This is a genomic window from Burkholderia sp. HI2714, assembly GCF_002223085.1.
Lineage (GTDB): Bacteria > Pseudomonadota > Gammaproteobacteria > Burkholderiales > Burkholderiaceae > Burkholderia > Burkholderia lata_D.
This window is the reverse complement of the sequence record NZ_NKFM01000024.1, coordinates 84,306-97,137: the sequence shown is the minus strand read 5'-3', so window position 1 is coordinate 97,137 and position 12,832 is coordinate 84,306. Positions and strand designations below refer to the sequence as shown.

The following is a 12,832-nucleotide window of genomic DNA, read 5'->3' as shown; positions in this document are numbered from 1 at the left end:
TGGGCTGGCCATCCGGACGCTATACAATCCGGCGCTAGCCGCACGAACGCGGCGCTGACCGCCGCTTGTCGGGCGGATTGCGCCGGTATCGCGCACATAAGCGGGGGCGGATCCGTGCGGCGACATGCGACCAGGCCGTCCCGGAACCGGATGCCGTGAAATGGCTCGTCGCGACGACAAAAAACTGACAGTCCCCACATGACCATGGCCAATGTGAACCCGATGCAGCGGATCCTCGTGATCCGGATCGATTTTCTGGGCGACATGCTGTGCACGACGGCGTTTCTCCGCGCGCTGAAGGAGCGCTGGCCCGGTGCGGAACTCCATGTGGTCGCGAACCGCTACAACGCGGCCGCGCTGGCGGGAAACCCGGACGTCGACACGATCCACACCTACGTCTATAGCCGTCAATGCGAGCGCAACGACCGTCCCGGGCGGATGCGCGCGTTCTTCGACCGGCTGCGGCTCGTGCGCCGCCTGCGTCGCTTGCGGTTCGACCTCGTGGTCGTGCCGAACGGCGGCATGCATCGCAGCAGCATGCAGTTCGCGCGCCAGATCGGCGCGAAGGATTGCCGCTGGCACGATGCCGAGACCGAATTCGACGATCGCAAGCCCGAGCATGTCGCCGAGCGGCCGATGTGCCATGAGGCGTTGTCGGGTTTCCGGCTCGTACCCGAACTCGGCCGCGCCGATATCGACCGCCTCGCGCTGTCGGTTCATCCCGACCGCGCGCTGCAGGATGCGTGGTACCGGCTGCTCGGCGCGCGCACGAAGCCGCGCGTCGGGCTGTTCGTCACGAACAAGGCGGTCGAGCGCCGCTGGCCGGCGGATCGTTGGCGCGACCTCGCCGAGCGGCTCGCGCCGTACGCCGACGTGATCGTGTTCCGCGACCCGGCCGTCGGCCATGCCCCCGAGGACGACTCGTGGCGCGACGTGTGCGCGCGCCATGTTGCGCCGTCGTCGGTCGCCGAGCTGGTGGCCGCGGCGAGCCTGCTCGATGTGATCGTCTCCGCCGACAGCGCCCCGGTGCATCTCGCGTCGGCACTCGGCGTGCCCGTCGCCGCGCTGTTCCAGGACCGTCCCGAGAAATACCTGCGCTGGCATCCGCTCGGCGTGCCGCACGTGATCCTGCGCGCTGGCGCGACCGTCGACGCGATCGGCGTCGACGCGGTCGAGCGTGCGATGAATCACCTGCTGCCGCAGGCCGCCCATCGCGACGAACCATTGGCAGAGGCCGTACACGTGCAGCCGGCGGCTGCGACTGCGACGCCGGTGATCATGACCATCGCTTCGTAGCGCCACGGGCGTCGCAGGCACCGCGTACGCCACGGCGCGCGGTGCGCCTGCCGCGTTGCACCGGGCGAGCGGGGCCGTATCAGGGCAACCGCACCGCCGATTCGCCCTGTCGCGCCGGCTGCTGCAAAATCCTGTACATTGCCAGCCTTGTTCAGCCAGTCAGACACACCCGCCGTGGCCCTGTTTTCTTCTGCCCGCCCGCCCAGAACCATCCTCGTTGCCGCGCCGCGCCGTATCGGCGACGTGCTGCTGACGACGCCGCTCGTCCGTTCGCTGAAGGCCCGATGGCCTGAAGCGCAGATCGACATGCTGGTGTTTCGCGGCACCGAAGGCGTGCTCGAGCACAATCCGGACGTGCGGCGCGTGATCGTCGTCGCGCAACGCGCGGGATTCCGTGAGCGGCTGCGCGACGCGCTGTCGATGTGGCGTCGCTACGATCTCGCGTGCGCGGCGCTGAGCTCCGACCGGCCGCGCTTCTACAGCTGGTTCGCGGGCCGCAAGCGGGTCGGCCTCGTCGATCCGAACCGTGTGACGTGGCTCACGCGGATGATGCTGAACGGGATCGCGATCAATCACCACGAATCCGCGCATACGGTCGTCAGCACGCTGGCGCTCGCCCCCGTGATCGGCATCGAGCCGGTGTCCGAGGTCGTCGCGCCCGGCATCGGCGACGATCCGGCGCGGCGCGCGCGCTTCGACGCGTGGCTGGCCGAATCGCCGGCGATCCGCGCCGGCAAGCCGCTGGTCGTCCTGCATCCGTATCCGATGTTCCGTTACAAGCAATGGCGGCTCGACGGCTGGGTCGAGATGATCGGCTGGCTGCGCGAGCACGGCTTTGCGGTCGCGCTGTCGGGCGGCCCGGCGGACAGCGAGCGCGAGTATGCGGAGCAGGTCGCAGCCGAAGCGGGCGGCGATGTACTGAACCTGGTCGGCCGCCTGACGTTCGGCGAAAGCGCCGAACTCGTGCGGCGCGCACGGCTTTTCATCGGGCCCGACACCGGCGCGACGCACGTCGCGGCCGCGACCGGCACCGACACGATCGCGCTGTTCGGCCCGTCCGACCCCGTGCGCTGGGGGCCGTGGCCGCAGCACTGGCCGGCGACCGAGAATCCTTGGCCGCTGCGCGGTTCGGGGCGGCACGGGAACGTGTGGCTGCTGCAGGGGGAGGGCGATTGCGTGCCGTGCCGGCACGAGGGCTGCGAGCGCAAGATCGACAGCCGCAGCGACTGCCTCGTCAATCTCGGTGCGCAGCGCGTGAAAGCCGCGGCGGCCGAGATGCTCGGGCTGAATCCGCCGGGCCCGGCCGAAGCCGTCGTCGATACGTCGCGACTGCACCGCCCCGGATCCGACTGACGCGCGGGCGACGCGCGTTTCCTGCCGGTTGCCGGCGCTTGTTTGGCGACGAGCCAGCCGCGCGGCCCGTTTTGGTCGAAGATCGAGCGTGAACGCCGCGGTGGCCGAAGCCGGCCGCCGGCGGGGCGTACCGCCGCTGCGCGTTACGCGCTGCGCCGGATCGCCGACGTTTCGCGCGGCAGCGCCTCGGCGCGCTCGCCGCAGCCGAGCAGGATGCCGGCCAGCAGCACGATCAGGTGCCCTTCGGCGAAATCGAGCAGCAGCGAATTGGCGAGACTGCCGATCGCGAAGATCGCGAGCCAGCCGAGCAGCAGATGCCGCGAGCGCGGATCGAGCGTGCGGCTGCCGCGCGCAATCTGCACGATCAGGTTGACGAACAGCACCAGGCCGAGCGTGCCGAGCTGCACGGCCATCAGCAGGTATTCGTTGTGCGGGTTCGACGTGAGCTGGCCTTCGGCTGCCGTCTTGCCGGCCGTGAGCTTCTCGAATTCGGATTCGAGGCCGCCCGCGCCATAGCCGATCACCGGGTGCTGGCGATACAGTTCGAGCCCCTTCTTGTACCACTCGAGGCGCAGACCGGTCGACGTGGCCGCATCGCTTTGCCGGTATTGCTGCACTTCCGTCACGACCTTCGTCAGCCGGCCGTTGTGAACCGTGCACGCGGCGATCACGAGCGCGATGCCGGCCAGCACGAACACGCCGGCGGCGAGCCCCGCGCGCAGCGCCGATTGCCGGCGCAGCAACAGCACGAAACGCACGGCGACGACGAGGATCAGCAGCAGCGCGATGACCTGCCCGGTGCGTCCCTGCAGCATCACGAACACGTTGACGAGCGACCACGCGGCAACGCCCGCATACGCGGCACGCGACAGCGCCGTGCGGGCCGCCAACGCGAGATCGGCCGCCTGGTAGAACAGCAGCGCGCCGAACATGCCGGCGGCGATGTGGTTCTTGAACACCCAGGCGCGTGACAGCGGCAGCTCGGTCGCGTGCGCGGGCCCGATCGCGGTCAGGCCGAGATAGTTGGTGGTCGACAGCAGCAGGATCACGCACAGCGTGCCGAACCAGCAACGCCGCACGATCGGCGCCCAGTTCGAATGGCGGAAGGCGAGCACGGCGAATGGCAGCAGCAGCAGCTTGTCGTACTTCGCGACCCAGTTCCACGCCTTGTTGTGCGGCGCGACCGTATAGGTGACGCTGGCGGCCAGCGCGGCCAGGATCAGCAGCGCCGCGAGCGAGGCCGGATCGGTGACGAACGAGCGCAGGTCGCGCCAGAATTCGGGGGAAATCACGAGCGCGGCGGCGAACAGCCCGCAGAACACGTTGGTCAGCGCGGTCGAGACGGGCACCATGCAGAGCGCGGCGACGGCGAATGCGCGGGCGGCGGTCAGGCGCCGCGAGGCGGGAGCGGAAAACGAAAGCATCGGAACCTGTCGAATGGACGAATGCGGCTTGCGTACGTCGTGCTGCGCGCCGCGCGCCCCGGCGGGAGATCCGGGACGAACGGCGCAGAGTATACGCGAAGCAGGGCGCGTTTCCGTGGCGTTTTCGGGGCCCGATCAGCTGAACGCGCGCTTGATCCGCGAGCGCAGCAGCGCGCGCTTCAGACTGCCTTCCACGGCCGGCGTGTCGAGCGCGACGCGCGTGCCCGCCGGCTCGCCGCGATGCAGGTAGTGGCGGTCGAACGTCGCCTGGGTCATGCCCCATTTGTTCAGAAACTGGCGGCGGCCATCGTTCTTGACGATCTTGCCCGTGCTCTTCTGCTGGAAGTGGTAGACGAGGCTGTCGCCGACCCCGATGAAGATCCGGCAGCCGGCGTCCCAGAATTTCATCGAGAAGTCGTTGTCGCTGCTCATGCCGGGCGACAGCTCGCTGCTGTAGCCGCCGATCCGGTTCCACCAGTCGCGGTGCACGAGCGTCGGCGGCCAGGTCGAGCCCAGCCAGTCCGCGCGCACGAGCTTCGGAGCCGCCGCGACGAGGCCCGCCGCGTCGAAATGTTCGGCGTCGCGGCCGAAATTGCTGACCACGACACATGGGTTGCGCGTGTCGACCGGTTCGACCATCGTGCCCGACAGCATGAAGAGGTCGGTCGGCATCTGTTCGATGCGGCGCACCAGCGCCGTGTCCCAGCCGGGGCAGCAGAACATGTCGTCGTTCATGTAGACGACGTAGTCGCGCGTCGCGCGCGCGGCGGCCCAGTTCACCGCGTGGCAGATGCCGATGTTGGTCGGCGAGGCGGTGTGCTCGATCCCTTCGCTGCGCACCCAGTCGAGCGTGCCGTCCGAGCCGTCGTTCACGTGCACGATGATCTGGTGGTCGTACGCGGAGTGGCGGCGCAGGCTGTCGACGACGAGCTTGAGGTACGGCAGGTTGTTCCAGGTCGGAATGATGATGGAGAACATGGCGGTCGGATTCGGTAGTCGTCGTGGCGGGCGGCGCGTGGCGCCGCCGGTCGGGCGGGCACGCGCGGCGCGGGCAGGCCGGCATTGTAACGCCGGGCCGGCTGCATGCCGGGCGGGCGCTCAGCGGGCCCGTTCGTGGCCGAGCTTCAGGAAGCGGTAGTACACGGTTTCCGCGTTGAACACGGCGATCATGAAACCGGCGCGGCCATCGAGGAAGCCGCGGCGCAGCACGTAGGTGCGCACGAACGCCCAGGCGCCGCGCGCGAGCGCCTTGCCGAAGCCGCCGCGCTGGCCGGCCGCGCGGCGCTGGCGCGCGCCGGCCGTCGAATACGCGTCGAGCTTGCGCACGACGGTTTCGAAATCCTCGTACGAGTAGTGCATCAGCTTGCCGGACAGCCGCTGAGCGGCGCCGTCGAACACGAGGCGTTCGTGCACGAGATCGTCCGAGAAGCGCGCGGCGCCGCGCCGGAACAGGCGCGGGATCCAGTCCGGATACCAGCCGCTGTGATGGATCCACTGGCCGCAGAAGCTCGACAGCCGGTCGACCGCATAGACCTGCGCGGCCGGCGCGCGGATCGTGTCGCGGATCGACTGCGCGAGCTCGGGGGTGACGACTTCGTCGGTATCGAGGGACAGGATCCAGTCGGTGTCGAGCGCGTCGAGCGCGCGGTTCTTCTGCGGGCCGAAGCCCGGCCAGTCGCGCTCGACGATCACGCGCGCACCGTGCGCCTGCGCGATCGCGACGGTATCGTCGGTGCTGCCGCCGTCGATGACGACGACGTCGTCGGCGAACGACAGTGCGGCCAGGCACTGCGCGAGCCGCGCGGACGCGTTGAGGGCAATGAGGGCGACGCCGAGGGAGGGTTCAGCCATGAAATCGTCGGAACAGGCGGAGAAAACGGTGAGCGGCAGTATACCCGCGGCCCGGCCGCCGCCCGTATCGGCCATGACCGAGCCGGCCGGGGCGGTGCGGCTATAATGTTGAGCCCTTTTCGGCACCCGCCCGACAGGGCGACATCCCGGGCGGCCACGTCCGGGTGCCGCTTCGCGGCTCAAGAAGGATTGCCTTGGAAACCCAGAACACTCTTCGCAAACCGATGGACGGCACGGGCACCTCGCCCGTGACGGTCCTCAAGCGCCTGTGGCCGTACATCCGGCCGCTGATCGGCATCGTGGTGCTCGCCGTGATGACGATGGGCGTCGTCGCGGCCACCGAGGCCGGGATTCCGGCGCTGCTCAAGCCGCTGCTCGACCACGGCTTCGGCTCGCACGGCAGCGACCGCGCGAAATGGTACGTGCCGATGGCCGTGATCGGGCTCGCGCTCGTGCGCGGCGTGTCGCAGTACGCGTCGAATTACCTGCTCAACTACGTGTCGAACCGCATCCTGCTGCAACTGCGGCTCGAGATGTTCCAGCGGATGCTGCACACGGGCGCGTCGTTCTTCCAGCGCGAGACGGCGAGCACGGTGATCAACGCGATCGTGTTCGAGGTCAACCAGATCCTGTCGGTGCTGACCGGCGTGATGGTCACGCTCGTGCGCGATTCGCTGACGGTGATCTTCCTGCTCGGCTACCTGTTCTACCTGAACTGGCGGCTCACCTTGATCGTCGCGGTGATCCTGCCGGGCATCGGCTGGCTCGTCAGCAAGATCAACCGCCGCCTGCGCCGTCTGAACCGCGAGCACCAGACGCTGACCAACGAGCTGTCGTACATCGTCGAGGAGACGGTCGGCGGCTACAAGGTCGTCAAGGTGCACAACGGCGAAGCGTACGAGATGGACCGCTTCACGCAGATGAGCAAGCGCCTGCGCGGCTACGCGATGCGCATGACGATCTCCGGCGGCCTCGCGCAGCCGCTCACGCAGTTCCTCGCGTCGATCGCGCTCGCGGTCGTGATCACGATCGCGGTGGTGCAGTCGTCGAACGACCAGACGACGGTCGGCGGCTTCGTCGCGTTCGTCACGTCGATGCTGCTGGTGATCTCGCCGCTCAAGCACCTGATCGACGTCAACCAGCCGCTGCAGCGCGGGATGACGGCCGCCGAGCTGATTTTCGGGCTGATCGACGAACCGGCCGAGCCGCAGGGCGGCGGCCGGCCGCTGGCCCAGGCGCGCGGCGACATCGAGTTCCGCAACGTGACGTTCGACTACGGCGCGGCCGAGCGGCCGACGCTCGACCGCATCTCGTTCAAGGTCGCACCCGGTGAAATGATCGCGCTCGCGGGCCCGTCCGGCAGCGGCAAGACGACGCTTGTGAACCTGCTGCCGCGCTTCTTCGACCCGACCGACGGCGCGATCCTGGTCGACGGCGTGCCGGTTGCCGACTACGACCTCCACGCGTTGCGCGGCCAGATGGCGATGGTCAGCCAGGACGTCGTGCTGTTCAACGACACGATCGCCGCGAACGTCGCGTACGGGCAGACGCCCGACCGCGCGCGCGTGCAGGCCGCGCTCGAGGCCGCGAACCTCGCCGATGCGGTCGCCGCGATGCCCGACGGGCTCGACACGCTCGTCGGCGGCAACGGGATGCGGCTGTCCGGCGGCCAGCGCCAGCGGCTCGCGATCGCGCGTGCGATCTACAAGGACGCGCCGATCCTGATCCTCGACGAAGCGACGTCGGCGCTCGACTCGGAATCGGAGCGCCACGTGCAGGCCGCGCTCGAGCGGCTGATGGAAGGCCGCACGACGCTCGTGATCGCGCACCGGCTGTCGACGATCGAGCGCGCGGACCGCATTCTCGTGCTCGAGGCCGGCAAGATCGTCGAGGAGGGCAGCCACGACGAATTGCTGCGCCACGGCGGCCTCTACGCGCACCTGCACCGGATCCAGTACCAGCAGCAGGCGGCGTAACGCGCGGTCATATGCGCGGTCATGTGGCCCCGCGATACCGTGTGCTAGTCTTCATCGGGCAGTCCGGGTGGTTTCGTTCGACGTGACAACACGGAGGGAAGGCACGATGAAGAAGATGCACGGGATGATGCTGGCTGCGTTGATTGCGGCGGGTTTCGCCGCGCCGGCCGCGATGGCGCAGGACCACGACAACCACGACGACCAGCGCGGCCACGGCATGCAGCGCGGCCACGGCCCGAAACACATGCCGCCCGGCCAGATGCGCCATGAGGACGACGTGCCGCCGCGCTGGGCCGACCAGCCGCGCCGCGAGTGGCACAAGGGCGACCGGCTTCCGCCCGAGTTCCGCGATCGCCAGTACGTGATCGACGACTGGCGCGGCTATCGCCTGAGCCCGCCGCCGCGCGGCTATCAATGGGTCGGCGTCGGCGGGGATCACCTGCTGGTGCAGATCGGTTCCGGCATCGTGCTGCGGATCGGCGACTGACCTGGCCGACGGCCCGGCACGGATCGCGATGCCGCGATGCGCGCCGGGCAACCGGATCAACGCGTCACTTTGCCGCCGCATGGCGGAACCAGCGGCGCTCGATTTTCGACATCACCCAGCACACGCCCAGCGCACACACAGTGCCGAGCGTCACTTCGCCGAGCCGCATCAGCGGAATGTCCCACAGCGGGCCGTTGCCCGGAAACAGCAGCACGATCGTCGCGGTCACGCCGCCGAGCCGTGCCGCGCTGCCGACGTTCAGACACCAGCAGCAGACGATCACGACCGCGACGGTAATCGCATACGCGACGAGGCGGTCGCCGCCGAGCGCCGCGCCGGCGAAGCCGAGCACGCCGCCGACCATCGCGCCGATGAACTGGTCGCGCGACAGCGACATCGTGTCCGAGTAGTTGTGCTGGGTCACGGCGATCGCGGTGATCGCCGACCACACGGCCTGCTCGGTGTGCAGCGCGCGGCCGATCACGTACGCGAGGCTTGCGCCGCACACGGCCTGCAGTGCCATCAGCCCGCCTTGCGCGAGCCGCTCGCTGAATGACAGCCCCTTGAACAGATCGAAGATCGACTGCTGGATCTGCTGGCGGGCTTCGTTGAGTGTCCTGATCGTATCCATCATGCGTTGGCCAAGAAGCGGGTAACGGCGGCGCGCCGGTGTCAGCGCGCCTGTTCGGGCGAGGCGGCGGCCGGTTCGTCGGCGGCCGCGTCACCGTTCGCGACGCGCGTTTCGGGCATCACGAGCCAGACCAGCAGCACCGCGAGCGCACCGGCGCCCGCGAGCCCGAAGAAGCTCACGGTGTTGCCGAAGTGATCGGCGACGTAGCCGGCCGCGGCCGTGCTGAGTGTCGCGCCGATCCCGGCCGCGAGCCCGAAGAGCCCGATGCACAGGTTGTAGCGGCCCTTGCCGCCCGCGACGTCGGCCGCGATCAGCGGCAGCATCACGCCGAATACGGCCGCGCTGATGCCGTCGAGCATCTGTACCGGTACCAGCAGGTACGGGCTGCTCACGCCGGCGAACAGCAGCGCGCGCACCGGCAGCGCCGAGAACCCGAGCAGCAGGATCGGCCGGCGCCCCCAGCGTTGCGCGGTGCGGCCGACCCACGGCGACAGCATCGCGACGATCGCCTGCGGCACGATGATGCACGCGGCGATCACGAGCTGCACGTTTTCGCCCATCCCGGCCGTGACTTCGCCGGCCGCGAGGTTCAGCATCGCCGCGTTCGACAGGTGGAACAGCACGACGCACGCCGCGAAGATCAGCATCCGGCGGTCGCGCAGCAGTTCGAGCAGCGTTTCGCGTTCGCCGGCTTCGTCGCGATCGTCGGGCTTCGACGACTGCGGGATCACCTCGTGCGTCGGCTGGATCATCGCGAGTGCGAACAGCGCGGGCAGCGCGAGCACGGCGGTCAGCCAGAACACCGCGCGTGCGGAGAAGTATTCGCCGGTGAGCCCCATCAGGCCCGCCGCGACTGCGCTGCCGATCGACGCCCAGCGCGCGTTGCGGCCGAGCCGGTCGCCGAGGTCGGCGCGGCCGACGAGCGAGAACGAGATCGCGGCCATGGCCGGCACGAGCATGCAGCTTGCGAAGCCGTGGAACACCTCGGCGGCGATCACCGGCACGATCGTCGGGCTCGACGCGAGCAGCACCGCGGACAGGATGATGGCCGCGATCGCCCACGCGGCCGCGCCTTTCTTGTTCTTCAGCGCATCGACGGCCGCGCCGCCCGGCACCTGGCTGACCATTGCGCTGATCGTGCCGATCGACAGCACCATCCCGATCTCGCCCTGCGTCCACTTGTGCGACGCGAGGTAGGACGCGATGAACGGACCGAACCCTGTTTGAACGTTTGCAACGAAGAAGTTGAGCCAGTCGAGGGACCGGAGGCTGCGTGCGCTGACGGAATGCTTGATCGTCATCGGGTCGCGCTCGCAGACGAAGCCGGTGCCGGAGCAACGGGCGGGAAAACCGCGACGATCGGCTTGTCGGCCGCGTAGGGCGGCGACGCCTTGATCTGTGCGTCGTTCAGGTCGAGCTGCGGATGCAGCGCCTTGTCACGCGTGACGAAGCGCAGCGCGCCCCAGCTCGCGGCGATCGAACGGCGGTCGGTATTGACGAGGCCACCGAGGTCGAGCACGACCGCCTGCGGCTGCGATGCGCGGTCGATCAGCACGTCGACGATACGGCCGATCTTCGTGCCGTTCGGACGCTCGACGTCGCTGTCGAGCATCGGCAGCCGCGTCGCGGGCGAGGCGGCGGCCGAACCGGACAGCGGCACGGCCTTGGGCCGCGCGGCCGGCGGAAGGTCGCCCGACGGCACGTCGAGCACGATCGGCTCCTGTTTGCCGCCCGGCGTGAAGCGGAACACGTTCCACGGGAAGATGACCTTGCGGTCGCCCACGCCCATGAAGCCCTGCAGGTTCACGATCATCTCGCGCGGCTTGCCGCTCGCGTCGGTCACCATGTCGACCGCGCGGCCGATCACCTTGCCGTTGCGGCGCGCCACTTCGCTGTCGAGCAGTGCATGGATCTGGGTGCGGTCGAGCGGGCGCGTCGCGACGATCGGCGGCGGCGGAGGCGGCGGCGGTGTCGGCGATTCGGGGCGCTGCACGGGCTTCGGCCGCGTGACTTCGCGGTGCGGCTTCTTCGGCGCTTCCGGTTCCTCCGGGTGCGTCGGCGCCGGCACGGGCGGCATCGTCAGCGGTTCGCCGGCGGTTTCCTCGACGGGCTCGACGAGCGCCTCGCTGATCGGCGCGGGCGGATTCTGCACCGGCAACAGCCCGCAGCCGGACAGCAGCGCGGCGGCGGCGAGGATCAGGAAGACCGTCGAGGACGGCAACGACTTGCTGCGGGATGCGGGAAACGGAAGTCCGCCGCTCATTGACACTCACTCCATGGGTCGGGGGCGGCCCGAGGGCACGCGGCTGGCGATGGATGGCGGGTGCGGGCGGCGCACCACGCGAGGTGAGATTTTAACGTGTCTTGCTTTCAGGACCGATTTCGATGGCTGGCTGGAGGCGGACTGTCGGGAAAAGGAAGGGATCGCGGGGTGGGAAGGGGTGGATGCCGGCTAAGGCCAAGGCTAAGGCGCCCGATCGTCTGCGACGATGCGGGCGCCGTGCCGGACTGCTGCTTACTTGACCAGCGCGCCGAGCGTCGTCGTCACGGGGGCGAGCACGCCGCCGCCCGTTTTCGAGAGCGCACCGGTGCCGCTGCCGCCCGTCAGCCCCGCGACGGGCGAGCCGCCGGCTGCGCCCGACACCGCTCCCGTCACGGTGCCGACCGCCGACGTGAGTGCACCTGCCGGGTTGCTGCCACCCGTTGCGCCGCCGAGTGCGCCCGTCGACAAGAGCCCCGTGACCGGTGCGAGCGGGCTCGTCGTGGCGCCGCCACCGCCCAGCAGCGCCGTGCCGGCGGTGGCCACAGTGTTGCCGGTCACGGTGACGACGTTGCCGATGCCGGTCGTCACCGGATTCCCGCCGGTTTTCGCGATCGTCGTGCCGGCGTTCGCGACGCCGTTGCCGACCGTCGTCACGAGGTTCGTGAGCGGTGCGCCGAGCGGCGTGCTCGACGCGACGGTCTGCGTGACCGACCCGACCTGCGTCGTGATCGGCGTGATCGCCGAGCTGGCGGCGCCCGTGACCTGCGCGACGGGACCGGTCGACAACTGCGTGCCGAGCGTTGCGCCGCCGCCTGCGATCGTATTGCCCAGCATCGTGACCGCGCCGCCGACCGGCGATGTGACGGGCGCGAGCGGCGCCAGCGCCGAACCGCTGGCGCCGAGACTCGACACGACGCCGCCGGTCGCCGCGACCGCGTCGCCGAGGTTCGTGACCACGCCGCCGGTGCTCGCGACCGTCGTGCCGACCGGGTTCGACGATGCGCCGAGCTGGCCGAGCCCCGACCCAAGCCCCGTGCCGAGCGTCGTGACGGCCGCGCCGGCATCCTGCACGACCGTGCCGAGACCTTGCGTGGTCGACGCATTGGTGCCGGGCAGCGACTGGCCGGCGATCGTCGTGCCGACGCTCGATACCGCGCCGCCCGCGGCCGTCACGATGTTGCTCGACGAGTCGATCGTCTGGCCGAGCGCATTGGCGGATGCGCCGCTGCCCGCCGAGCCGGTGCCCGAGCCGCTGCCGCTGCCCGTGCTGCCGACGGTCGAGCCGCTGCCGGAACCGCTGCTCGAGCCGTTGCTCGTGCCGCCGGTCGTGGCCGTCGTGTCGCCCGAGCCCGATCCCGCGCCGCCGGTGCCCTGGCTCAGCGAGCCGGAGCCGCCGCACGCGGACAGCGACACCAGCGCTGCGACGCCAGCCGCGATCATGATCATTCGGAGTCCTGCCTGATGGGTGGTCGGCGTATCCATGTCGTCCTCGTATTCGTTGGAGAGTGGGTCAGGCGGCCTTCGCGTGCGTCAATGTGTCGCTGCGATGGG

11 protein-coding genes are annotated in these 12,832 nt (G+C 69.7%); 4 read left to right on the top strand and 7 right to left on the bottom strand.

Going from position 1 to position 12,832, the window contains the following annotated elements; all coding sequences use genetic code 11:
- Nucleotides 1–204 precede the first annotated feature (204 nt).
- Both CFB82_RS13225 and CFB82_RS13220 read left to right on the top strand, forming a co-directional pair.
- Nucleotides 205–1,296, top strand: coding sequence for a glycosyltransferase family 9 protein (locus tag CFB82_RS13225; protein WP_089484361.1), 1,092 nt, complete (start codon nucleotides 205–207; stop codon nucleotides 1,294–1,296).
- Nucleotides 1,297–1,470: 174 nt separating this feature from the next.
- Nucleotides 1,471–2,649 (top strand): glycosyltransferase family 9 protein, encoded by a 1,179-nt coding sequence (locus tag CFB82_RS13220; RefSeq protein WP_089484360.1) that lies wholly within the window; start codon nucleotides 1,471–1,473, stop codon nucleotides 2,647–2,649.
- Nucleotides 2,650–2,792: 143 nt separating this feature from the next.
- On the opposite strand, the gene CFB82_RS13215 is transcribed toward CFB82_RS13220, so the two are convergent.
- The 3 genes from CFB82_RS13215 to CFB82_RS13205 all read right to left on the bottom strand — a co-directional run bounded on the left by CFB82_RS13215 (nucleotide 2,793) and on the right by CFB82_RS13205 (nucleotide 5,924).
- Nucleotides 2,793–4,073, bottom strand: a complete 1,281-nt coding sequence (locus CFB82_RS13215) for an O-antigen ligase family protein (protein ID WP_089446141.1) — start codon at nucleotides 4,071–4,073, stop codon at nucleotides 2,793–2,795.
- A 135-nt stretch (nucleotides 4,074–4,208) separates the two neighbouring features.
- Nucleotides 4,209–5,051 carry a glycosyltransferase family 2 protein gene (locus tag CFB82_RS13210; protein ID WP_069248514.1) on the bottom strand — a complete coding sequence of 281 codons (843 nt, stop codon included), beginning with the start codon at nucleotides 5,049–5,051 and terminating at the stop codon, nucleotides 4,209–4,211.
- 120 nt (nucleotides 5,052–5,171) lie between these two features.
- Nucleotides 5,172–5,924 carry a glycosyltransferase family 2 protein gene (locus tag CFB82_RS13205; protein WP_039370673.1) on the bottom strand — a complete coding sequence of 251 codons (753 nt, stop codon included), beginning with the start codon at nucleotides 5,922–5,924 and terminating at the stop codon, nucleotides 5,172–5,174.
- A 224-nt stretch (nucleotides 5,925–6,148) separates the two neighbouring features.
- Here CFB82_RS13205 and msbA point away from each other — a divergent pair, with 224 nt between their 5' ends.
- Together msbA and CFB82_RS13195 are read left to right on the top strand one after the other, a co-directional pair.
- A complete protein-coding gene (msbA, locus tag CFB82_RS13200; protein WP_069248513.1) occupies nucleotides 6,149–7,900 on the top strand; it encodes a lipid A export permease/ATP-binding protein MsbA in 1,752 nt (583 codons plus the stop codon).
- Nucleotides 7,901–8,006: 106 nt separating this feature from the next.
- Nucleotides 8,007–8,387, top strand: coding sequence for an RcnB family protein (locus CFB82_RS13195; protein WP_069248512.1), 381 nt, complete (start codon nucleotides 8,007–8,009; stop codon nucleotides 8,385–8,387).
- 64 nt (nucleotides 8,388–8,451) lie between these two features.
- Here the strand turns inward: CFB82_RS13195 and CFB82_RS13190 are convergent, their stop codons facing one another.
- From CFB82_RS13190 to CFB82_RS13170, 4 genes are all read right to left on the bottom strand, one after another.
- Complete coding sequence (locus tag CFB82_RS13190; protein ID WP_069249338.1) at nucleotides 8,452–9,018, bottom strand: FUSC family protein; 567 nt, start codon at nucleotides 9,016–9,018, stop codon at nucleotides 8,452–8,454.
- A 41-nt stretch (nucleotides 9,019–9,059) separates the two neighbouring features.
- Nucleotides 9,060–10,319 carry an MFS transporter gene (locus tag CFB82_RS13185; protein ID WP_069248511.1) on the bottom strand — a complete coding sequence of 420 codons (1,260 nt, stop codon included), beginning with the start codon at nucleotides 10,317–10,319 and terminating at the stop codon, nucleotides 9,060–9,062.
- On the bottom strand, nucleotides 10,316–11,281 hold the full coding sequence (locus CFB82_RS13180; RefSeq protein WP_069248510.1) for a PRC-barrel domain-containing protein: 966 nt from the start codon (nucleotides 11,279–11,281) through the stop codon (nucleotides 10,316–10,318). The genes CFB82_RS13185 and CFB82_RS13180 overlap by 4 nt, the downstream gene beginning before the upstream one ends.
- A gap of 252 nt (nucleotides 11,282–11,533) precedes the next feature.
- Complete coding sequence (locus CFB82_RS13170) at nucleotides 11,534–12,763, bottom strand: collagen-like triple helix repeat-containing protein (RefSeq protein ID WP_089484358.1); 1,230 nt, start codon at nucleotides 12,761–12,763, stop codon at nucleotides 11,534–11,536.
- Nucleotides 12,764–12,832 lie beyond the last annotated feature (69 nt).

Coding starts and splice junctions, on each gene's coding strand:
- CFB82_RS13225 (WP_089484361.1), top strand. CDS start 205: ATGGCCAATGTGAACCCGATGCAGCGGATCCTCGTGATCCGGATCGAT.
- CFB82_RS13215 (WP_089446141.1), bottom strand. CDS start 4,073: ATGCTTTCGTTTTCCGCTCCCGCCTCGCGGCGCCTGACCGCCGCCCGC.
- CFB82_RS13210 (WP_069248514.1), bottom strand. CDS start 5,051: ATGTTCTCCATCATCATTCCGACCTGGAACAACCTGCCGTACCTCAAG.
- CFB82_RS13205 (WP_039370673.1), bottom strand. CDS start 5,924: ATGGCTGAACCCTCCCTCGGCGTCGCCCTCATTGCCCTCAACGCGTCC.
- msbA (WP_069248513.1), top strand. CDS start 6,149: ATGGACGGCACGGGCACCTCGCCCGTGACGGTCCTCAAGCGCCTGTGG.
- CFB82_RS13195 (WP_069248512.1), top strand. CDS start 8,007: ATGAAGAAGATGCACGGGATGATGCTGGCTGCGTTGATTGCGGCGGGT.
- CFB82_RS13190 (WP_069249338.1), bottom strand. CDS start 9,018: ATGGATACGATCAGGACACTCAACGAAGCCCGCCAGCAGATCCAGCAG.
- CFB82_RS13185 (WP_069248511.1), bottom strand. CDS start 10,319: ATGACGATCAAGCATTCCGTCAGCGCACGCAGCCTCCGGTCCCTCGAC.
- CFB82_RS13180 (WP_069248510.1), bottom strand. CDS start 11,281: ATGAGCGGCGGACTTCCGTTTCCCGCATCCCGCAGCAAGTCGTTGCCG.
- CFB82_RS13170 (WP_089484358.1), bottom strand. CDS start 12,763: ATGGATACGCCGACCACCCATCAGGCAGGACTCCGAATGATCATGATC.